This is a genomic window from Streptomyces sp. NBC_01235 (genome assembly GCF_035989285.1).
Classification (GTDB): domain Bacteria; phylum Actinomycetota; class Actinomycetes; order Streptomycetales; family Streptomycetaceae; genus Streptomyces.
In genome coordinates this window covers 7,576,998-7,597,455 of sequence record NZ_CP108513.1, presented here as the reverse complement: position 1 = coordinate 7,597,455, position 20,458 = coordinate 7,576,998, and the positions used below count along the sequence as shown (strand labels likewise).

Sequence of the window (20,458 nt, the reverse complement as noted above, 5' to 3'; positions counted from 1 at the left end):
ATGCGCCGTTCGAAAATCGTCTGTACTCTCGGCCCCGCGGTCGACTCCCATGAAATGCTCGTCTCGCTGATCGAGGCCGGCATGAACGTGGCCCGTTTCAACTTCAGCCACGGCACGCACGCCGAGCACCAGGGGCGGTACGACCGCGTCCGTGCCGCCGCCAAGGAGACCGGCCGGGCCATCGGTGTCCTCGCCGACCTCCAGGGCCCGAAGATCCGCCTCGAGACCTTCGCCGAGGGTCCGGTAGAGCTGGTGCGCGGTGACGAGTTCACCATCACCACCGAGGACGTCCCCGGCGACAGGACGATCTGCGGCACGACGTACAAGGGCCTGCCCGGTGACGTCGACCGCGGCGACCAGATCCTGATCAACGACGGCAACGTCGAGCTGAAGGTCGTGGACGTCGAGGGCTCGCGGGTGAAGACGATCGTCATCGAGGGCGGCGTCATCTCCGACCACAAGGGCATCAACCTGCCCGGCGCGGCCGTCAACGTGCCCGCGCTGAGCGAGAAGGACATCGAGGACCTGCGGTTCGCGCTGCGCATGGGCGCCGACCTGGTCGCGCTGTCCTTCGTCCGCGACGCCAAGGACGTGGCCGACGTCCACAAGGTGATGGACGAGGAGGGCCGCCGGGTCCCGGTCATCGCCAAGGTGGAGAAGCCGCAGGCGGTCGACAACATGGAGGACGTCGTCATGGCGTTCGACGGTGTGATGGTCGCGCGGGGCGACCTCGCCGTCGAATACCCGCTGGAGCGGGTCCCCATGGTGCAGAAGCGCCTCATCGAGCTGTGCCGGCGCAACGCCAAGCCGGTGATCGTGGCGACCCAGATGATGGAGTCGATGATCACCAACTCCCGTCCGACCCGCGCCGAGGCCTCCGACGTGGCCAACGCGATCCTGGATGGCGCGGACGCGGTCATGCTGTCCGCCGAGTCGAGCGTGGGCGCGTACCCGATCGAGACCGTGAAGACGATGTCGAAGATCGTCACCGCGGCCGAGCAGGAGCTGCTCAGCAAGGGTCTTCAGCCGCTCGTGCCGGGCAAGAAGCCGCGCACGCAGGGTGGTTCGATCGCCCGCGCCGCGTGCGAGATCTCCGACTTCCTCGGCGGCCGTGGTCTGGTGGCCTTCACCCAGTCCGGCGACACCGCCCGTCGGCTGTCCCGCTACCGCGCGTCCCAGCCGATCATCGCCTTCACCACCGACGAGAACACCCGCAACCAGCTGGCGCTCAGCTGGGGCGTCGAGTCGCACGTCGTGCCGTTCGTGAACTCCACCGACGAGATGGTCGACATGGTCGACCAGGAGATCGCCAAGATCAACCGCTTCAGCCCGGGCGAGATCGTCATCATCACCGCCGGCTCGCCCCCCGGCGTCCCCGGCACCACCAACATGCTGCGCGTCCACCACCTCGGCGGCGGCGCCCGCGACTGAACGGGCGGCCCCGTGAAGGGGCTTGTACAGCTCCCCCAGTGCCTTAAGGGCCTGGGAGGGCCCTGAGGGCGCCCCCTGTGACAGGGGGCGCCCTCAGGGCTTTTGCGGCTCCCGAACGGGTCTGGGGGCGCTCGGCCGGTGTCGCCCGGCCGGCGCTCAGTCGGCGGTCGTGTACTGGTGCAGTCCCGGCACGGTCAGCGTGCCGCCGAACTGGCCCGCCTGCTGGACCTTCACGTTGGTGAAGTAGATCAGCGGGATGTTCAGGGGCGGCGGGTTCTTCGGGGTGAACGTGATCGGGATCAGGCCGAACAGGTTCCCGGAGATGCTCTCCGTGTACATGATCGTGTCGCCGTCACGGATGGTCGACGTGGTGCCCTTGCCGGCCTGCACGTGGTACGTCCGGCCCGCCTGCTTGTCGTCCACCGTCTGGTGCAGGTCGCCGATGTCGGTCCCGTCGGAGATGACGTACTTCAGCACCTCCTTGACGGTGCCGTTGGCGGTCTTCACCTTGACGATGCCCTGGTAGTCGGCGCCCTTGAGGAGCAGCGAACTGGCGTTCAGGAACCAGGGGTCGTCGGGCAGCCTGATCTTGTTGTCGATGCCGCCCTCGTCGTCCGTGGCGACGGGGCAGTCGGCGGCGTCCGTGGTGGCGCTCGCCGAGGGGCTCGGCGAGGCCGTGGCGCCGTCGGCGGCCTCCGTGGTGTCCTTCGCCGTCTCCTCGGCCGCGCCGGCGGTGTCCTTGACGGCGTCGTTCACCGTGTCGGTGACGGCCCCGGTGGTGTCCTTGGACGTGCCGGAGGAGTCGCTGCCCGAGGAGCCGGAGGAGTCGGAGGAGCCCGAAGAGCCGGACGTGTCCGAGGAGTCGGAGCCCGAGTCCGACGACGAGTCGCCGGCCGAGGCCGATCCGGAGGCCGACGGGGACGGGCTCGACGTGGCCGTCGAGTCGGAGTCCTTGCCGTCGAAGAGGTCCGTGATGGCGTCGCCGATGGTCTCCAGGACGTTCTTGCTCGTCTCGGTGGCCGACGGGCTCGCCGTCGCGGTGTCACCGGACGTCGCCGACTTCTCGGGCGAGTCGGCCGACGAGGACGCAGCAGGGGAGGGCTCGGCCGCGTCGTCGGAACCTGAATCCGACGAAGAGGAGCCGCCCTTGCCGTCCGAGGTGCCCGACGTGTCCTTCGAGGTGTCCGTGGAACCGTCCGTGGACTCGTCCTTGGAGTCGCCCGTCGAGTCGCCGGCGGCGTCGCTCGCGCTGTCCGAGGCGGACGGCGAGGGCGAGGCCGACGCCGAGGCGTCCGCGCCCTCCAGGGCCGCCACGCAGTCCTTGTACTCGTCGATGGTGAGGCTCTTGGACGCCGGCTGGTCCTCGGCGTTGGCGAGGGTGGGCGTGAAGCCCATCCCCATGAGGACCGCCGTCGGCATCGCCGCCAGGGCTATCGCCTTGCCGGCCGGCATGTGGAACCTGGTGAACAGTGGCTTCTTGGGTGCCGCGTGGCGCGGCCCGGTGGTTCTCACGCGGGCAGCGTCCACATCGCTCCCGGTGGAAACCTCGTCAGCCGGCACTGTGCCTCCCGTTCGCCCCGTTCGCCGGGCTCGTTCGTGACAGATCGTGCAGATCGTGCGGCTCGCCCGTCGCCTCGTCGTCCTTGGTGAAGGAGGGCCCCGCGGTGGGGGCCGGGCCCGTGCTGTACGGGTTCACGGTGAGGTCGCCCGCCGGAGCGGCGCCCTCGGGGAACGCGCCCTCGGGGGCGTCTCCGGCGTCCGCGCCGGCCTCCGGCGCCGGGGCCGGAGCGGGCGGGGTGCCCGGAGCCCAGGACACGGCCATCGCCCCGCCGATCAGCGCGAGCAGGAAGCCGATGAGGAAGCCGCCGAGGTTGGACACCGGGATGGACACCAAGCCGAGCAGGATCGCCGCGACACCCGCGAAGACCTGTACGTGCTTCTGGAACCACAGACTGACGCCCAGGACGCCCAGCAGCACACCGATGATCAGCGACCCGGCGCCCGCGGTGGTCGCCATCGCCAGCGTCAGATGGCCCACCTGGAGGTGCGCGTAGGGGAAGTAGGCGATGGGGATTCCGCCGAGAAGGACGAACAGTCCGGCCCAGAACGGCCTGGTGCCCCGCCAGGCGCGGAACTGCTGCCTCCGGCGGGTGAACTGACCGGTGGCGACAGGGGTCTCGGCGCTCATGGAAAACAGCTCCCTGGTGCGGCGTTTCTGTGGTGGTGAGTTGTACGGCTGGTGAAGCCCCGGGCTTCACGCTGGACGGGCGGGGGCGCCACCGGCTCCCCCGCCCGTCAGAGAGTGCTTAGTAGCACTCCTTGACACCCGTCGACAGCGACATCTTCAGGCCGCTGAGCTTGAAGGTTCCGGCAGTGGTGGCCCACGCCGTCTGCTTCACGTCGGTCAGCGTGGCGGAGTCGGCCTGCTGAGCGAATCCGTACGGGTTCGCCGCGTCACCGCTCTTGAGACCAGGACCCTTGCTGGCGTCCTTGGCCGCGACGCCGATGTCGATGCCCCTGAAGACGGCGTTCGCCTGCAGGTCCTCGACGTCGATGTACAGGTTCTCGGCCTCGACCGGCGTACCGTCGCCGCCCGCCTTCAGCGTGAGGCTGACGGAACCGAGCAGCGGGATGTTCGGGGTGACCACGGACTGGCACATGTTCGTGATCGTGGCGCTCTTGAACGCCGAGACGGCGACGGCGTGAGCCGTCTTCTTGCCGTCAAGGGTGTAACCCGAGTCGATCGCGCCGTACTGCGAGAAGCCCGTGCCGTCGAGCTTGTCGGCCGTGACCTTGAACGACTGACCGGACACGCTGAACGACGCGGCCAGTGCACCCTGCGCGAGGGCGACACCTATACATGCCGTAGCGGCGACGCTGGGCACCATGACCACAGCGAAGCGCTTCCATCTGGTCCCGCCACGCACCTGGGACTCCATATTTCCTCCTTCTCGGACGTACATCTCCTGACCCCGACTCGCCTCCTGAAACGGCGGCTCGGCCGGGCAGGGATGGGAGAAGTGCTACGTCCTCGGGAAGGGGAGCGCCCGTAACTCGGAGGCGCGAACCGCGCACCGATCACCGGCGATCACCCCCGAGCGACAACCACTGGTCGCGCCTGACACGCATCACGCACAACCTTGCTGGGCAGGCTTCGCCGCAGCGAAGACCCCCCTGCCCAAGGGCCGACGACACCGTCGCCCGCCCTGCTCGGTGGGGACCCAGGAAAACCCGTTGACCCAACCGGCTGTCGGGGTACGGGATTGGACCGAGCGTGGCCGATCGTGGTGCATTCTCGCCGCCCGCACAAGGGGGTTCGTTACTGGCTAGTAACGGCCGGATAACCGAACAACGACCCATAGGTCTCGACCCGCAACGCAGGGTGTCAACCATGCCCAGGACAAAGCTGTTGATCGCTGGACAGAATCCGACAGATCCACGCCCCCGTCTTACTGGCAGTAACAGCGGCCGCGATTACCAAGATTTGGTAAAGCGCGGCCGCGGGGGAACCGTGTCGGCAGAACTTTCACTCCGGCGACACGGGCTCTGACGTTTAGCGACTGGTCAGCACCCGCGCCCCCCGCCCGGCGCGGAACGCCCGGGCGGGAACGGCCGGATCAGAACAGTGCGCGCGCCAGCGCCCGCCGGGCAGCCGCCACCCGGGGGTCGTCCGGCCCGACCACCTCGAACAGTTCGAGCAGCCGCAGCCGTACGGCGTCCCGGTCGTCTCCGGCCGTGCGCCGCACGGTGTCGACGAGCCGGCCGAAGGCGTCCTCGACATGACCGCCCACCAGATCCAGGTCGGCCGCGGCGATCTGCGCCTCGACGTCCCCCGGCCGGTCGGCCGCCTCCTTGCGCACCTGCTGCGGATCCATACCGCCCACCCGCTGGAGCAACTCGGCCTGCGCGAGCCCGAGTTTGGCCTCGCTGTTGCCCGGGTCGTCGGCGAGCACGTTCTTGTACGCCTGCACCGCACCGCCGAAGTCACCGGCGTCCAGCGCCTGTACGGCGGCTTCGAGCAGCCCGTCGTACGGCCCGACCGGCTCGGCCGCAGCCGCCTCCGGACGACCGCCCGGCTCGGCGTCGGGATCGACGCTCAGGCCGGTGAGCCCGAACCGCTCCTCGGCGACCTGCACCAACTGGTCGAGGGTCTGGCGGATCTGCGCCTCCCCGGCGGCCCCCTGGAAGAGCGGCAGCGCCTGCCCGGCGACGACCGCGAACACAGCCGGGATGCCCTGCACCCCGAACTGCTGCATCAGCATCTGATTGGCGTCGACGTCGATCTTGGCGAGCAGGAAGCGGCCGTTGTACTCGACGGCGAGCCGCTCCAGGACGGGGCTCAGCTGCTTGCAGGGCTGACACCACTCGGCCCAGAAGTCGATGACGACGGGCACCTCGGCGGACCGCTGCAGGACCTCCCGCTCGAACCCCGCCTCATCGACGTCGATGACGAGATCGGCCGGGGAGACGGCCCCCGCGCCGCCCTGCCGCGCCGTTTCGGCGCGCGCCTGCTCCGCCTTCGCCTTGGCCTCCTGGGCCGCCTTCACCGCGGCGAGGTCGACGACTCCGCTCATGGACATGTTCCGTGGCTGCATGCGTCTATCCTCCCCCGTCAGCGCGCCTGCGTGAAAAGCGTTCCGAACACATCCCGAACATCCCGGACCCCGAGCGCCGGGGTCCCCACCCCGCGCCCTGCCGCTCCGGCCCGCGTACGTCCGTCGCGAGCTTTCGCTACGAGTCGTAGCGTAATGGCACTGAGTGCCTCCGCAACACCACGCCCCGGACCGCCTCCCGGTGATCTGCCTCACGGAAGCCCGGAACAAACCGCCGGTTATGGTCGGGGGATGCAGAGACGCACCCCCGTATGCCGTACCGGCCGTCCGCGCAGCGCCGCCGCGGACACCGCGATCCTGGCCGCGACACGGGAGGCGCTGGTCGAACTGGGCTGGTCGAAGCTGACCCTGGGAGACGTGGCCACGCGCGCGGGCGTGGCGAAGACGACCCTCTACCGGCGCTGGTCCGGCAAGAACGAACTGGTCGTCGACGCGGTCGCGGAACTCTTCGGCGAACTCGAACTCCCCGACCGCGGCAGCCTCGCCGCCGACGTCGAGGGCGTCGTCCTGCAGTTCGCGGCGATCCTGGCCCGCCCCGAGGCCAGGAGCGGCCTGATGGCGGCCGTCGCCGAGTCCACCCGCGACGACGCCCTGCGCGAACGCATCCGCGCCTCCATCGTCGACCCTCAGAAGGACCTCGTCCTGGAGGGCCGGGCCCGCGCCCAGGCCCGCGGCGAACTCCCCCCGGAGACCGACCCGACCGAGGCCGCCCGCACGGCCGATCTCATCTTCGACGTCGTGGCGGGTGCGGTGGTACACCGCACCCTGGTCAGCGCGGAACCGGCGGACGAGGAGTGGGTACGGAGCCTTACGCGACTGCTGCTGCTGGGGTTGGCCGCAAACAGCGCGTCCGGCGCCTGAGGGCGGGACCCGGCCACACCGGCGCCCGTCGGACAGGCCCTGGGGCGTGCGCGCCAGGCGCCGCCGGGCGGGCGGGAATTGTCGGACAGCCCCCGGAGCCGCCCTAGAACCCCGCCGGCTCCGTGTACACCCCCCACTCCTCCCGCAGCACGTCACAGATCTCGCCCAGCGTCGCCTCGGCCCGTACCGCGTCCAGCATCGGCCCGATCATGTTGGACCCGTCACGGGCGGCGGCGAGCATGGCGTCGAGGGCGGTCCGTACGGCCCCCTCGTCCCGGGCCGCCTTCCGGGTCCCCAGCACCCGTACCTGCTCCCGCTCCACCTCGTGGCTGACCCGCAGGATCTCCAGGTCCCCGGTCACCGACCCGGTGTGCGCGTTGACGCCGACGACCCTCTTCTCCCCCTTCTCCAGGGCCTGCTGGTAGCGGAACGCCGACTCCGCGATCTCCCCGGTGAACCAGCCGTCCTCGATGCCCCGCAGGATCCCGGACGTGATCGGCCCGATCGGGTGCCGCCCGTCGGGGTGGGCCCGCGTCCCCCGCTCCCGGATCTGCTCGAAGATCTTCTCGGCGTCCGCCTCGATCCGGTCCGTCAACTGCTCCACGAACCACGAACCACCCAGCGGATCGGCCACGCCCGCGACCCCGGTCTCCTCCATCAGCACCTGCTGCGTGCGCAGCGCGATCTCCGCCGCCTGCTCACTGGGCAGCGCGAGGGTCTCGTCGAGAGCGTTCGTGTGCAGCGAGTTGGTGCCGCCGAGCACCGCCGCGAGCGCCTCCACGGCCGTACGCACCACGTTGTTGTACGGCTGCTGGGCGGTCAGCGAGACGCCGGCGGTCTGCGTGTGGAACCGCAGCCACTGCGCCTTCTCGGACTTCGCGCGGTAGACGTCCCGCATCCACCGCGCCCAGATCCGGCGTGCTGCACGGAACTTGGCGATCTCCTCGAAGAAGTCGAGGTGCGCGTCGAAGAAGAAGGACAGCCCGGGCGCGAACACGTCCACGTCCAGCCCGCGGCTGAGCCCCAGTTCGACGTACCCGAAGCCGTCCGCCAGCGTGTACGCCAGCTCCTGCGCGGCCGTCGCCCCCGCTTCACGGATGTGGTATCCGGAGACGGACAGCGGCTTGTAGGCCGGGATGCCCGCCGCGCAGTACTCCATCAGGTCGCCGATCAGGCGCAGATGCGGCTCGGGCTGGAAGAGCCACTCCTTCTGGGCGATGTACTCCTTGAAGATGTCCGTCTGGAGCGTGCCGTTGAGGACGCCCGGATCCACACCCTGCCGCTCGGCGGCCACCAGGTACATGCAGAAGACGGGGACGGCCGGCCCGCTGATGGTCATGGAGGTGGTGACGTCCCCCAGCGGGATGTCCTTGAACAGGACCTCCATGTCGGCGGCCGAGTCGATGGCGACCCCGCAGTGCCCGACCTCCCCCAGGGAGCGCGGGTCGTCGGAGTCGCGCCCCATGAGGGTCGGCATGTCGAACGCCACGGACAACCCGCCGCCGCCGTTGGCGAGGATCATCTTGTAGCGCTCGTTGGTCTGCTCGGCGTTGCCGAACCCCGCGAACTGCCGGATGGTCCACGTCCGCCCTCGATAGCCGGTCGGGTACAGCCCGCGCGTGAAGGGGTACTCACCGGGCCAGCCGATCCGCTCGAAGCCGTCGTAGGTGTCACCGGGCCGGGGCCCGTACACGGGCTCCACGGGGTCCCCGGAGAGCGTGGTGAAGTCGGCCTCACGCTTGCGCGAAGCGTCGTACCGGGCCTGCCAGCGGCGGCGGCCCTCCTCGATGGCGTCAGCGTCCATGCCTCAAATTTACTAGGACGTCCAAATAAATGCGATCGCGACGCCGGATATTAGTAGGACGTCCTAGTAAATCTTCGAGAACAACCGCCGCACGCGCGTGTGCGTACGGCGGTGGCGTTCGGTGGGGTTACGCCTTGACGGGCGCCGGAGCCTCGTCCGCGACCCTGTCCGCCAGCTCGTGGCTGATCTTCCGCTCCACGATGAACGCGGCCGTCGGGATCGTCCCGGCCAGCAGCACCCACAGCTGCTTGCCGACCGGCCACTTCGCCTTGGAGCCCAGGTCGAAGGCGAAGACCAGGTAGACGACGTAGAGCCAGCCGTGCGCGATGGCCACGACGCGGGTGAAGTCCGCGGCGCCGTCGACGTCCAGGCCGTACTTGGCGATCATGCTCAGGCACAGCAGGACCAGCAGGACACCGGTGACGTAGGCCAGGACGCGGTAGCGGGTCAGCACGCTCTTTTTCATGAGGACGAGCGTAACCATCGGTTTTCGGGCGATCTTGCGCGGGGTTGGGGCCTGTCCGGCGGACCGGCCCTACTGGTCCTCGAAGTCGTGCGCCGCCACCCGCAGCGGGCGCAGCATCGCGAAGATCTCCCCGCACTCCTCCGCGTCGTACACCCCGAGCCCGAAGTCCATCGCCATCAGGTCCCGGGTGGCCGCGTCGACGACCTCACGGCCCTTGTCGGTGATGACCGCGAGGGTGCCGCGGCCGTCGTTGGGGTTGGGGCGCTTGTCGACCAGACCGGACCTCATCAGGCGGTCGACGGTGTTCGTCACCGAGGTGGGGTGCACCTGGAGCCGTTCGCCGATCTTCGACATGGTCAGCTCGCCCTCCTTGGAGAAGGTGAGCAACACCAGCGCCTCGTAGCGTGCGAACGTCAGGCCGTACGGCTTGACCACGGAGTCCACCTCGGCGAGCAGGATCTGGTGCGCGCGCATGATCGAGGTGATCGCGGCCATGGACGGCACGTTCCCCCAGCGCTGCTTCCAGAGCTCGTCGGCGCGGGCGATGGGATCGAACGGGAGACTGGGCGGTTTCGGCACGCCTCCAGACCTTACCGGCCGGTCATATCACGGTCAGCCCCGTCTCGGTCTTCGGTCCGCCGGACCTCCCCGGCCGCCAGTACGCAGCACACGTCCCCGGCACACCCGCGCCGGTGACCGCGCCCGCCACCCCCACGAGCTCCGCGGCCACCTCCGCCAGGGCCATGCCGACGCCCTGGAACGTCATGAGTTCCGCGGTGAGCACCGTCATGGCCCGTCCGCGCGGCTCCTGCGGCACGTCCCGGACGATCCACTGGTCGAGGCCGAGGGTGTACGCGGAGCCGGACCCCGAGACCAGCAGCAGGAGGCGGTGACGGCGAGGCCGGGGTGGAGGGCGTCACCCCGCCCGTTCAGTAGAGGCTGCGCAGGCCGAGGACGTCGCCCTTGCCGAGGCTGCGGGCGCTGGTGGAACAGGCGAACGAGTTCGCGTACATGGTGAGGTTCTCGTGTCCGCCGCCGGAGTGGCCGAGGCCGAAGACGTGGCCGGCCTCGTGCGTGGCGACGCTGCGGATGTCGTACGCCTGCGCGCAGCCGCCGGACGGGTTGTCGGTGAAGGGGTAGTCGTGGATGTTGAAGCGGACGTCGGCCTCGAGCAGTTCGTCCGGGCCGCCGGGCACCGGCCGGCTCCATGAGCAGGTCGTCGCGACGGCGCTGGTGCCGAGGTCGCCCGCGTCCCAGACGCTCAGGCCGTCCCGGCGGACGCAGCGGGCCGCGCGATCGATGCCGGCCTCGTTGCCGGTGGTCGACAGGAAGCGGGCCTTCGCCGTGACGGCGTCGCCGTAGCCGCAGTCGTTGCGGCTGGTGGTGATGGTGGCAAGGGCGTCCTCGAAGGCCCGCCGGGCCTCGGCGCGGGAGAGCCGGCCGGGCAGGGGGCCGTCGCCGACGAACCACTCGTACGTGCCGTACTCCTTGCGCCCGGCGGTGGAGTAGGCGCCGTCGGCGCAGGGGGCGGGGGCGTCGGCGCGGCTGCCCGCGACGGCTTCCGTGTGGACCGCCTCGTAGCCGTAGGAGACCGTGCCGTCGGCGGCGACCGCCAGGGTGAAGTCGCGCGCCGAGCCGTCCGCCGTGAGCGCGTCGACGCTGACCGTGGTGCCGGGTTCGGGCACGGTGACACCGGCTCCGGCGTGGGTGATCACGCGGCCGACGGCAAGGCAGTCGAGCACGGACGAGCCGGCGGGCAGGTCGTCGACGGTGAGTTCGCCGCGCGAGCGCGCGCACGCGGGCGTCGTCCGGTGCGCTTCCCCCACGCAGACCACCGCCATCGATGCCGTCAGTACGAACGCCGTGATCGCCCTGCCGAGTCGCCCCGGTCCGCGCCGCCCTGCCACCGCGCACTCCCCTTCAACACCGCTCCCCCGCACGGAACTTGACCGACCCCGGGAGACATTAGCCGCGCGGCACGCGCCGAAACCCCCTCCCACATCGCCTGTTTGAGCGACTGCTCAAACAGGTGTACCGTCCGTCGCGGAGAGTTTGAGCGATCGCTCAAACACCGACATCGTCACTGACCCGGCCGATCAGGGGGATCGCATGGGGCTGTTCGTGGAGGCGCGGATCCGCGCCGACCTCGACGAGTTGTGGGCACATACGCAGGACCCTGCGCAGCACCGGCGCTGGGACCTGCGGTTCACCGAGATCGACCACCTGCCGCGGGCCCAGGGCGAGCCCCAGCGGTTCCGTTACGCCACCCGCGTGCTGCCGTTCCTGACGGTCGCCGGGACCGGTGTCTCCGCCGGTGAGCGCGAACGCCCCGACGGCACCCGGACCTCCGCCCTGCGCTTCGCCTCCCCGCACCCGCTCTCCCTCCTGGCCGAGGGCAGCGGCTACTGGCGCTACGTCCCCGACGGCGACGGCGTCCGGTTCCTCACCGGCTACGACTACCGCCCCCGCTGGGGCGTGTTCGGCACGCTCGCCGACCGGGTGCTCTTCCGGCCGCTGATGGGCTGGGCGACGGCCTGGTCCTTCGACCGGCTGCGGTTGTGGCTGGAGCGGGGCGTCACGCCGGAGCGCGCGCTGGTGAACTGGCTCGTGGAGATCGCCGTACGCGCGTGTGTCGTCGCGTGCGCCTGTACCGGCCTCGGTCTGGAGTCCCTGCTGCTGCTCTTCGGCCCGTTCGCGGCGTCGCTGGCGTACCTGTGCCCGCTGCTGCTGAGCGTCGCGGTGTGCGTGGCGCTCTTCGCGTCGCCCCTGTCGTGCACGCCGGCGGCCCGCCGCTGTCTGCGCCGGCCGCCGGTACGCACGCGTGCGCCCCGCGTCCTGCGCACCCTGGAGGACCCGCGATGACCTCGATCTTCCGTACGGCGATGGGCGCCGACTTCGACCGGCTGCACCCGCGGTTGCAGCGCCGCTTCTCGGTGGGGCTGGCGAGCGGGGAGGCCTGCACGGGCCGGGGCGTGATGGACCGGATCTGGCACGGCGGGGCCTGGGTGAAACCGTTCCTGGCCCTGGGTTCGACCCGCAACATCCTCGTCCCGCGCGCGGGCCGGAACATCCCGTTCGTGATCGAGAACGTGCCGTACGTGGACGGCTTCGGGCGTGAGACGGTGAGCTTCGTGCGCACCTTCGACCTGCCCGGCCGGGCCCGCCGCTTCGACGCCCAGATGGTGCTGGGACCCGGGGGCGACCGCGTCCTGGACTACCTCGGCACCCACCAGCACCTCGCCACCGACCTCCGCCTGACCGCCGAGGCCGACGGCTCGCTGCTGATCCGCTCCGGCGAACACCGCTTCCGCGAGGGGCCGTTGGACGTGCGTGTCCCCGAACTGGTCGGGGCGACGGCGGAGGTTCGGGAGTCCTACGACGACAAGGCCGACCGGTTCCGCGTCCGGGTGAGCGTGGTGAACCGCTTCTTCGGCCCGCTGTTCGGCTACCAGGGCTCGTTCACGGCGACGTACACGGACGTCCGCGCCCGCGGCGTGCGGCCGGGCCTGCGTCCGGTGCGCGAGGAGGCGCGGGGGTGAGCCCGGACACGAAGACGAAGCTGCTGGAGGGCGCCCTGCGTACGCTCACCGAGCAGGGCATCGCCAAGACGTCGGCCCGGACGGTCGCGGCGGCCGCCGGGGTGAACCAGGCGCTGGTCTTCTACCACTTCGGCTCGGTGGACGAGCTGCTCGCGGCGGCGTGCCGATACGGAGCGGAGCGCACGGTAGCGCGCTACCGCGCCCGCTTCGACACCGTCACCTCGCTGTCCGAGCTCCTCGCGCTGGGCCGCGAGATCCACGAACAGGAGCGCGTCGGCGGGCACGTCGCCCTCCTCGGCCAGCTCCTGGCGGGCGCGCAGACCCACGAGGCCCTCGGCCCGGCCACGGCGGCGGGCCTCGACCTGTGGATCGTGGAGATCGAGAAGGTCCTGGACCGCGTCCTGACCGGCACCCCGTTCGGCGAGTTCACCGACTCGCGGGGGCTGGCCCGGGCGGTGGCCGCGTCGTTCGTCGGCATCGAGCTGTACGAAGGGGTCGACGCGACCGGCGCCGCGTCCGCGCTGGACGCCCTGGAACAACTGGGCCTCCTGGTCGGCGCCCTGGAGGAGTTGGGCCCGGTGGCCCAGCGCGCGGTCCGGCAGTACCTGCGACGCGCTTCCGCCCGACGCTGAGCCGAGTGGGCCCGGCGGGCCAGGCGGGCCAGGCGGCCCACCGTGCGGTCACCGCCCGAGATGCCGCTCCACGGTCTCCACCTTCGAGGTCAGGCCGTCCGTCACACCGGGGCGGATGTCCGCCTTGAGGACCAGGGAGACCCGGGGAGCACGCTCCTCGACGGCGGCCACGGCACGCTTCACGACGTCCATGACCTCGTCCCACTCGCCCTCGATGGAGGTGAACATGGCGTCGGTGCGGTTCGGGAGGCCGGATGCGCGCACGACGCGGACGGCTTCGGCGACGTACTCGCCGACGTCCTCGCCGACACCCAGCGGGGTGACCGAGAAGGCGACGATCACGCGTTCACCACGCCTTCCTGGCGGGCGCGGGAGGCGATGACCGCGTCCTCGGCCTCACGGCGCAGCTTGCGCTCGGCGAAGAAGCCGCCGGTCGGCAGGACCGAGAGGACGAAGTAGAGGGCCGCCGTCTTCACGGACCACTTGGTGCGGTTCCAGGCGTCCGCCCAGAAGAGCAGGTACAGGATGAACAGCACGCCGTGGACCATGCCCATGACGGGCACCGCGTTGAAGTCCGTGGTCCGCTTCAGCACCGAGCAGACCAGCAGCAGGAGGAAGGACACGGCCTCCGGGGCGGAGACCAGGCGCAGGCGGCGGATGGCGGAGGCTGTCTTCAGGTCCACGGGTCACCTTCGGGGGGAGGTACGGCGATGGGCAGGCGGTTTGTGAACGCCGGTTTGTGAATGCACGCACAAGCGTTCGTCCATTGTGGCAAACGGTCCCCCTAAGGGTGCGTTCAGGGTCACTCTCCACCCCCGGGTGCTGTTCCGCGCACCCGTCCGGCGGATACCTTCGCCGCGTGGCGATGTTTCGACTTCAAGGCAGCAAGGTGCTTGCCGTCGACATGACCGGGGACGCCGTGAAGGCGAAGAACGGCTCGATGGTCGCGTACGACGGGCAGATGGCCTTCAAGAAGCTCAGCGGCGGCGGCGAGGGCATCCGGGGCATGGTGACCCGGCGGCTCACCGGCGAGCAGATGACCGTGATGGAGGTGAGGGGGCAGGGCACGTGCTGGTTCGCCGACCGCGCCTCCGAGATCAACCTCGTCCAGCTCCAGGGGGACAAGCTGTACGTCGAGTCGAGCAACCTGCTCGCGACCGACGCGGGCCTCAGGACCGGGACGAGTTTCACCGGGCTGCGCGGCGCGACCCAGGGCAACGGGCTGTTCACGACAACAGTCGAGGGGCACGGGCAGGCGGCGATCACCTCGGACGGGCCGGCGGTGGTGCTGCGCGTCAGCCCGCAGTACCCGCTGACCGTGGACCCCGGCGCGTATGTCGCGCACCAGGGCAACGTCCGCCAGTCCTTCCAGTCCGGTGTGACGTTCCGCACGTTCATGGGCGAGGGCGGCGGCGAGGCCTTCCAGATCCGGTTCGAGGGGGACGGCCTGGTGTACGTCCAGCCGAGTGAGCGCAACACGATCGCGGGGGACGTGTGAGATGACCTTCCGCGAGATCAACTCCAAGATGATCGAGGCGACCGTCGTCCCCGGGCAACGGCTCTTCAGCCAGCGCGGCGCGATGCTGGCCTACCGCGGCGACGTGTCGTTCACGCCCAACGTCCAGGGCGGGCAGGGCGGCGTGAGGTCCATGATCGGGCGGCGGCTGGCCAACGAGGACACGCCCCTGATGACGGTCGAGGGCAGCGGCACGGTCCTCTTCGGGCACGGCGGCCACCACGTCCAGGTCATCCGGCTCACCGGCGACACGCTGTACGTGGAGGCGGACCGCCTGCTCGCCTTCGAGGGCACGCTCCAGCAGGGCACGATGTTCCTGGGCTCCCAGGGCGGGGTCATGGGCATGGTCCGCGGACAGATCAGCGGCCAGGGCCTGTTCACCACCACCCTCAAGGGACACGGGGCGGTCGCCGTGATGGCCCACGGCGGAGTCTTCGAGGTCCCGATCACCCCGCAGCGCCCGGTCCACGTCGACCCCCAGGCCTACGTCGCCCACCACGGCGACGTCCGCAACAAGCTGTCGACCGCGCTGGGCTGGCGGGACATGGTGGGCCGCGGCTCCGGCGAGGCGTTCCAGCTGGAGCTCAGCGGCAGCGGTGCGGTGTTCGTCCAGGCGTCGGAGGAGAAGCTGTGAGCATGTACGGGGCTCCGGGCGGCGGCCCGACGGTGTACGACCCCATGACCCTGCCGGTCGACGACAACGTGAACAACTACACCTTCTGCGTGGAGCTCAAGGGGAGCCAGTGGTTCCTGCAGAAGGGGAAGATGATCGCCTACTACGGCTCGATCGACTTCAACGGTGTCGGACACGGCCGTCTGGACCGCCTCGTGCGCACCTCGTTCCATTCGCCTCTGCACGCGAGCGACTGGGTCGTGGCGGAGGGCTCGGGCAAGATGCTCCTGGCCGACCGGGCCTTCGACGTGAACTCGTACGACCTGGACGACGGCAATCTGACCATTCGCTCGGGCAATCTGCTCGCTTTCCAGCCAAGTCTGTCCCTCAAGCAGTCGATCGTCCCGGGATTTCTCACGCTGATCGGAACCGGCAAGTTCGTCGCCGCATCTAACGGGCCGGTGGTGTTCATGGAACCCCCGATCCGGGTCGACCCTCAGGCGCTCGTCGGCTGGGCCGACTGCCCGTCCCCGTGCCATCACTACGACCACGGGTACATGACCGGCGTAATGGGCGGTCTACGTGCGCTGACGGGCCTCGGAGGGGCCTCCGGGGAGGAGCATCAGTTCGAGTTCGTAGGCGCCGGCACGGTGCTCCTGCAGTCGACCGAGACCCTCATGGCCGAGCAGGCCACGGGGGCCGTTCCGCACGAGCCGGGGGTGCCCGGCGGCGGTGCGGGAGCGGGTGGGCACGGCGCCCCCGGAGCGCAATCCGGCGCACCGCGCCTTCCCGGACAGCTGGGTGACCTCCAGCGTCGCTTCGGGCTGTGAGCGGTAGTCTGCGGAGTGTGACATCGAACGCGTGCGCACCGTCACACCACCCTCACTAGTTCGCCTTTCAACATTTTAGGTAGACTTCATTTATGGAGACCGAAACGGCCACGCGCTGGCTGACCGATGCGGAGCAGTGCGCCTGGCGCACCCACCTGGAGGTCAACAGGCTGTTGACGTATCAGCTCGAAAAGGACCTGCAGCCGTTCGGACTGACCATGAACGACTACGAGATCCTGGTGAACCTCTCCGAGTCGGAGGGCGTCCGGATGCGGATGAGCGACCTCGCGTCCGCCACCCTCCAGTCCAAGAGCCGCCTCTCGCACCAGATCACCCGCATGGAGAACGCGGACCTGGTGCGCCGTGAGAACTGCGAGTCCGACCGCCGCGGTCTGTACGCGGTCCTGACCGAGCACGGCATGGAGACGATGCAGAAGGTCGCGCCCCATCATGTGGACTCCGTGCGGCGGCACTTCGTCGACCTCCTCTCCCCCGAAGCCACGACGGAACTCTCCAAGGCCCTGAAGCCCGTCGCGGAACACCTCCGCGGGCAGCGGGGACGCCTGTAGGAGGCACGGGACACCCTTTGGGCGATCGGTAGGCGGAGCTCGAACAGAGCTCCGCCTGTCGGCGTCCGGCGTCCGGCGTCCGGCGTCCGGCGTCCGGCGTCCGGCGTCCGGCGTCCGGCGGACCGTGAGCGTGCCGCCGTGCCGGACGGCCACGTCCCCGGGCGATCGCCAGGCCCAGCCCCGCCCTCGTCGCGGCCGCGCGCCTCGTCGAGCCGTACGAACCGCTCGAAGATCCGCTCCCGGTCCGCCTTCGGGCACCCCGTCCCCGTCGTAGGAGCCCTCGACGGCGGCCCGCTCCCCTGCCCGACGCCCACTCCCCGCCCGCCGACCGCCGCACGCCGACCGCCGACCGGGCGTGCCGCCGCGCGTTGTCGAGCAGGTTGGCCGGCACCCGCCCCAGCTGCCCCAGCGATCCGGCCACCTCCACGAACGCCGTGTCCACGGACCCCGTGTCCACGGTCACGCCCGCCGCGTGACCGGCCTCCTCCCGGGCCGGCGCCGCCAGGTCGACCCGCCCGGCCGCCGGCCCCTCCCCCGCGTCCAGCCGCGCGAGCAGCAGCAGATCGGCGGCGAGCCGCTGGAGCCGTACGGTGTCCTCGACCGCGCCCGCCGCATCCAGCGGTTCGGGATGCGCAGCGCCCACCTCCAACTGGGTGCGCAGCTAGGCGATCGGGCTGCGCAGTTCGTGGGAGGCGTCGGCGATGAACCGCCGCCGGCGTTCCACGGAGGTCTCCAGCGCGGCCGGTGTCGCGTTCGTCGTACGGGCGAGCCGGGCGACCTCGTCGTGGGTGTCCGGCTCGGGCACGCGGCGCGCCAAATCGGCGGCGGCGGTGATCGCGGCCATCTCGCGCCGGATCCCCTCGACCGGGCGCAGTGCCCGCCGGGAGACCAGTCAGGTCACGCCCGCGACGACGGCCGTGCGGACCTCGCCGCGCTGAAGGGCGCGGGTGTCGACGCCCGCGAGGCCGCGCCGGCCGTCGCCGCCGAGGGCGCGGTGGCCGACGTCGTCTGGACGACGACCGCGCCGCACGACCTGGAGCGTCGACACCTCCGACGACGGCGACTGGCAGGTCGACGTCCACACGGGCAAGGTCACCCAGGACCTCGCCGACTGACCGGCCGACCAGCCGTCAGGCAAGGGGTACGAGTTCGCTCCTGCCCTTCCTGCCCTTCCTGGCGGTGCCGGTTGCCGCAGCCGTCACCAGCACCACCGCCCCGGTCACGGCGAAGCACAGCCCCACCGGCAGCCACCCGGCCAGCGCGCCCGCGACCGCCGTACCGGCCGTGCTCCCCGCGTTGACGGCCGTGTTGATCCACGCCCCCGCCCGCACCCGTGCCTGCGGCGAGGCGGTCTCGTCGGCGATGAGGCAGGCCGTGGTGATCGCCGGCGACACGAAGAACCCGGCGACCGCGACGGCGACCGCGAGCGTACCGAGCCCCGGCGCCAGTCCCGCGCCGCACAGGGTCACCCCGAGCGCCGCCGTGAGCAGCGGCAGCCGTGCCCCGGCCGGGGCACGCCAGGCGACGGCCCCGTTGAGCAGCCCGCCGACGGCGCTGCCGGCCGACAGCGCGGCCAGCACCCAGGCCACTCCCGCCCCGCCGGTCCCGTGCCCGTGCCGCTCGGCGAACGCCACGACCAGCAGATCGACCACGCCCAGCGCGAGCCCGACGCCCGCGATGGCGACGACGGTCCGCCCGAGCCCGCGCAGACCGCCCCCGCCCTGCCGCACGGTGGCCTTCTCCGACCGCGTGTCCCGCACCGCGGGCGACGACACGAACGCGGCCATGCCCCCGACCATCAGGGCCGCCCCGACGACGATCCCGGCGGCCGGCGGCGCGAAGCCGACGAGGACGCCGACCAGCAACGGGCCGGTGACGAAGAGCAGTTCCTCGGCGACCCCGTCGAGGCTGTAGGCGCGCTGCAACAGGGCCCGGTCGGGGGTGAGCGTCCGCCACACGGCCCGCATGGTCGGCCCCAGCGGCGGCGCACAGGCACCGGCCGCGGCGGCGAGGGCGCCCAGCACGGGAGCGGGGGCGGCGTCGGGGCGCCAGACGGCCGCGGTCAGCAGTCCGAGCACCGCGGTGTACGCGGCGGTCATCGGGACGAGCGCCCGGCGCGGCCCGTACCGGTCGATGAGGGCCGCCCGCGCGGGCGACAGGAAGACGGTGGCGGCCCCGAACAGGGCCATCACGGTGCCCGCCACCGTGTACGACCCCGAGGACCGGGTCACGGCGAGCATCACGGACAGCGGGACGATCCCGTACGACAGCCGGCCGGTCAGAGCGGCGGCGAAGGTGCGTCGGGCATGCGGAACGCGCAGAACGACGGCATACGAAGGCCGCACGGCGTGCGAAGCGGACATGAGGAGTTCCTCGACTCATGGCGGGGCGGAAAAGGGGTCGCCGTATCGCCGCGACCGGCGCGGCCGACTGCCGCTCGCCGATCACGGGCCGAGGCGGGCCCTATGCCAAGAGGAGAAACACGGGGGTGAACGTATCAACGCGCCCGGTCTGCGCACCACGCGTTTTCACGCCATGGCCACAGGACCGGGCCGCCGCTTCGCGCCGCGGTTCCAGGCGGGCTCACCCCTCGGTGAGTCCCGCCACCAGTTCGTCCGCCGCACGGTAGGGGTCCAGTTCGCCGTTGACGATGCGTTCCGCGAGGCTGCTCAGGCGGCGGTCGCCGTGCAGGTCGCCGATGCGTTCGCGCAGGGCGGTGACGGCGATCGTCTCGACCTCGCGGGCGGCGCGGGTGCGGCGCCGCTCGGTGAGGACGCCGTGCTCCTCCATCCACGCGCGGTGCTTCTCCAGCGCCTCGACGACCTCGTCGACACCCTCGGCGCGGGCGGCGACCGTCTTCACGATCGGCGGGCGCCAGTCCCCGGGACCGCGGGCCTCGCCTAGGCCGAGCATGTGGTTCAGTTCGCGGGCGGTGGCGTCCGCGCCGTCCCGGTCGGCCTTGTTCACGACGTAGACGTCGCCGATCTCCAGGATCCCGGCCTTGGCGGCCTGGATGCCGTCCCCCATCCCGGGGGCCAGCAGCACCACACTCGTGTCGGCCTGGGAGGCGATCTCGACCTCCGACTGGCCGACGCCGACCGTCTCGACCAGGATCACGTCGCAGCCCGCCGCGTCCAGCACGCGGATCGCCTGCGGGGCCGCCCAGGCGAGGCCGCCCAGGTGGCCGCGGGTGGCCATGGAGCGGATGTAGACGCCGGGGTCGGAGGCGTGCTCCGACATCCGGACGCGGTCGCCGAGCAGAGCACCGCCGGAGAACGGCGACGACGGGTCGACGGCCAGGACGCCGACCCGCCTGCCCTGCTTGCGGTAGGCGGTGACGAGCGCGGACGTCGAGGTGGACTTGCCCACGCCCGGCGAGCCGGTCAGGCCGACCACGTACGCGTTGCCCGTGAGCGGGGCCAGGGCCGCCATGACCTCCCTGAGCTGCGGGGACGCCCCCTCCACCAGGGAGATCAGCCGGGCCACGGCCCGCGGCCGGCCTTCCCTGGCCTGGGCGACCAGCGAGGAGACGTCCTGCATCACAGCTCCGATCAAGAGAAAACCGGCAGAAAGAACCCGGCAGA

General features: G+C 71.1%; 23 protein-coding genes and 1 pseudogene. 9 read left to right on the top strand and 15 right to left on the bottom strand.

Annotation, left to right across the window (positions count from 1 at the left end; genetic code table 11):
* Nucleotides 1–1,431: a pyruvate kinase gene (gene pyk, locus OG289_RS34345; RefSeq protein WP_327317928.1), complete on the top strand. Its 1,431-nt coding sequence runs from the start codon at nt 1–3 to the stop codon at nt 1,429–1,431.
* Nucleotides 1,432–1,587: 156 nt separating this feature from the next.
* On the opposite strand, the gene OG289_RS34340 is transcribed toward pyk, so the two are convergent.
* The 4 genes from OG289_RS34340 to OG289_RS34325 all read right to left on the bottom strand — a co-directional run bounded on the left by OG289_RS34340 (nt 1,588) and on the right by OG289_RS34325 (nt 6,026).
* Nucleotides 1,588–2,991 (bottom strand): hypothetical protein, encoded by a 1,404-nt coding sequence (locus tag OG289_RS34340; protein WP_327317927.1) that lies wholly within the window; start codon nt 2,989–2,991, stop codon nt 1,588–1,590.
* Nucleotides 2,981–3,619, bottom strand: coding sequence for a DUF6114 domain-containing protein (locus OG289_RS34335; protein WP_327317926.1), 639 nt, complete (start codon nt 3,617–3,619; stop codon nt 2,981–2,983). Before OG289_RS34335 ends, OG289_RS34340 begins: the two co-directional genes overlap by 11 nt.
* A gap of 118 nt (nt 3,620–3,737) precedes the next feature.
* Complete coding sequence (locus OG289_RS34330) at nt 3,738–4,370, bottom strand: DUF6230 family protein (RefSeq protein WP_327317925.1); 633 nt, start codon at nt 4,368–4,370, stop codon at nt 3,738–3,740.
* Between the two features lie 678 nt (nt 4,371–5,048).
* On the bottom strand, nt 5,049–6,026 hold the full coding sequence (locus tag OG289_RS34325) for a tetratricopeptide repeat protein (protein ID WP_327317923.1): 978 nt from the start codon (nt 6,024–6,026) through the stop codon (nt 5,049–5,051).
* A gap of 249 nt (nt 6,027–6,275) precedes the next feature.
* Here OG289_RS34325 and OG289_RS34320 point away from each other — a divergent pair, with 249 nt between their 5' ends.
* Entirely contained in the window at nt 6,276–6,905 is a 630-nt protein-coding gene (locus OG289_RS34320) for a TetR/AcrR family transcriptional regulator (protein WP_327317922.1), read from the top strand.
* A gap of 103 nt (nt 6,906–7,008) precedes the next feature.
* Here the strand turns inward: OG289_RS34320 and OG289_RS34315 are convergent, their stop codons facing one another.
* The 5 genes from OG289_RS34315 to OG289_RS34295 form a co-directional block, all read right to left on the bottom strand.
* On the bottom strand, nt 7,009–8,709 hold the full coding sequence (locus OG289_RS34315; RefSeq protein WP_327317921.1) for an acyl-CoA mutase large subunit family protein: 1,701 nt from the start codon (nt 8,707–8,709) through the stop codon (nt 7,009–7,011).
* A 127-nt stretch (nt 8,710–8,836) separates the two neighbouring features.
* Nucleotides 8,837–9,175: a DUF3817 domain-containing protein gene (locus OG289_RS34310; protein ID WP_327317920.1), complete on the bottom strand. Its 339-nt coding sequence runs from the start codon at nt 9,173–9,175 to the stop codon at nt 8,837–8,839.
* A gap of 69 nt (nt 9,176–9,244) precedes the next feature.
* Nucleotides 9,245–9,754: a MarR family winged helix-turn-helix transcriptional regulator gene (locus tag OG289_RS34305; protein WP_327317919.1), complete on the bottom strand. Its 510-nt coding sequence runs from the start codon at nt 9,752–9,754 to the stop codon at nt 9,245–9,247.
* 22 nt (nt 9,755–9,776) lie between these two features.
* Entirely contained in the window at nt 9,777–9,992 is a 216-nt protein-coding gene (locus OG289_RS34300; protein ID WP_327317918.1) for a hypothetical protein, read from the bottom strand.
* A gap of 112 nt (nt 9,993–10,104) precedes the next feature.
* Nucleotides 10,105–11,082, bottom strand: coding sequence for a matrixin family metalloprotease (locus tag OG289_RS34295; protein ID WP_327317917.1), 978 nt, complete (start codon nt 11,080–11,082; stop codon nt 10,105–10,107).
* Nucleotides 11,083–11,284: 202 nt separating this feature from the next.
* On the opposite strand from OG289_RS34295, the gene OG289_RS34290 reads away from it, so the two are divergent.
* The 3 genes from OG289_RS34290 to OG289_RS34280 are packed head-to-tail and all read left to right on the top strand — an operon-like array spanning nt 11,285 to nt 13,346.
* The gene (locus tag OG289_RS34290; protein WP_327317916.1) at nt 11,285–12,037 is read left to right on the top strand and encodes a hypothetical protein; all 753 of its coding nucleotides are present in this window, start codon (nt 11,285–11,287) and stop codon (nt 12,035–12,037) included.
* Nucleotides 12,034–12,714 (top strand): DUF4166 domain-containing protein, encoded by a 681-nt coding sequence (locus OG289_RS34285; RefSeq protein ID WP_327317915.1) that lies wholly within the window; start codon nt 12,034–12,036, stop codon nt 12,712–12,714. The genes OG289_RS34290 and OG289_RS34285 overlap by 4 nt, the downstream gene beginning before the upstream one ends.
* Nucleotides 12,711–13,346: a TetR/AcrR family transcriptional regulator gene (locus OG289_RS34280; protein ID WP_327317914.1), complete on the top strand. Its 636-nt coding sequence runs from the start codon at nt 12,711–12,713 to the stop codon at nt 13,344–13,346. Before OG289_RS34285 ends, OG289_RS34280 begins: the two co-directional genes overlap by 4 nt.
* A gap of 48 nt (nt 13,347–13,394) precedes the next feature.
* Here the strand turns inward: OG289_RS34280 and OG289_RS34275 are convergent, their stop codons facing one another.
* Together OG289_RS34275 and OG289_RS34270 are read right to left on the bottom strand one after the other, a co-directional pair.
* Entirely contained in the window at nt 13,395–13,688 is a 294-nt protein-coding gene (locus OG289_RS34275; RefSeq protein WP_327317913.1) for an MTH1187 family thiamine-binding protein, read from the bottom strand.
* Complete coding sequence (locus OG289_RS34270; protein WP_327317912.1) at nt 13,685–14,029, bottom strand: DUF3817 domain-containing protein; 345 nt, start codon at nt 14,027–14,029, stop codon at nt 13,685–13,687. The genes OG289_RS34275 and OG289_RS34270 overlap by 4 nt, the downstream gene beginning before the upstream one ends.
* A 182-nt stretch (nt 14,030–14,211) precedes the next feature.
* Here OG289_RS34270 and OG289_RS34265 point away from each other — a divergent pair, with 182 nt between their 5' ends.
* The 4 genes from OG289_RS34265 to OG289_RS34250 all read left to right on the top strand — a co-directional run bounded on the left by OG289_RS34265 (nt 14,212) and on the right by OG289_RS34250 (nt 16,874).
* Nucleotides 14,212–14,844: an AIM24 family protein gene (locus tag OG289_RS34265; protein WP_079659485.1), complete on the top strand. Its 633-nt coding sequence runs from the start codon at nt 14,212–14,214 to the stop codon at nt 14,842–14,844.
* A 1-nt stretch (nt 14,845) separates the two neighbouring features.
* A complete protein-coding gene (locus OG289_RS34260) occupies nt 14,846–15,496 on the top strand; it encodes an AIM24 family protein (RefSeq protein WP_327317911.1) in 651 nt (216 codons plus the stop codon).
* A 2-nt stretch (nt 15,497–15,498) separates the two neighbouring features.
* Entirely contained in the window at nt 15,499–16,305 is an 807-nt protein-coding gene (locus OG289_RS34255; RefSeq protein ID WP_327320891.1) for an AIM24 family protein, read from the top strand.
* 92 nt (nt 16,306–16,397) lie between these two features.
* A complete protein-coding gene (locus OG289_RS34250; RefSeq protein WP_327317910.1) occupies nt 16,398–16,874 on the top strand; it encodes a MarR family winged helix-turn-helix transcriptional regulator in 477 nt (158 codons plus the stop codon).
* A gap of 99 nt (nt 16,875–16,973) precedes the next feature.
* Here OG289_RS34250 and OG289_RS34245 read toward each other — a convergent pair.
* The 4 genes and pseudogenes from OG289_RS34245 to meaB form a co-directional block, all read right to left on the bottom strand.
* Nucleotides 16,974–17,766 (bottom strand): annotated as a pseudogene (locus tag OG289_RS34245) (sensor histidine kinase); the annotation flags it as partial.
* Nucleotides 17,767–17,970, bottom strand: a complete 204-nt coding sequence (locus OG289_RS34240; protein WP_327321052.1) for a hypothetical protein — start codon at nt 17,968–17,970, stop codon at nt 17,767–17,769.
* A gap of 34 nt (nt 17,971–18,004) precedes the next feature.
* The gene (locus tag OG289_RS34235) at nt 18,005–19,237 is read right to left on the bottom strand and encodes an MFS transporter (protein ID WP_327317909.1); all 1,233 of its coding nucleotides are present in this window, start codon (nt 19,235–19,237) and stop codon (nt 18,005–18,007) included.
* A 220-nt stretch (nt 19,238–19,457) separates the two neighbouring features.
* On the bottom strand, nt 19,458–20,414 hold the full coding sequence (gene meaB / locus OG289_RS34230) for a methylmalonyl Co-A mutase-associated GTPase MeaB (RefSeq protein WP_327317908.1): 957 nt from the start codon (nt 20,412–20,414) through the stop codon (nt 19,458–19,460).
* Between the last annotated feature and the right edge of the window lie 44 nt (nt 20,415–20,458).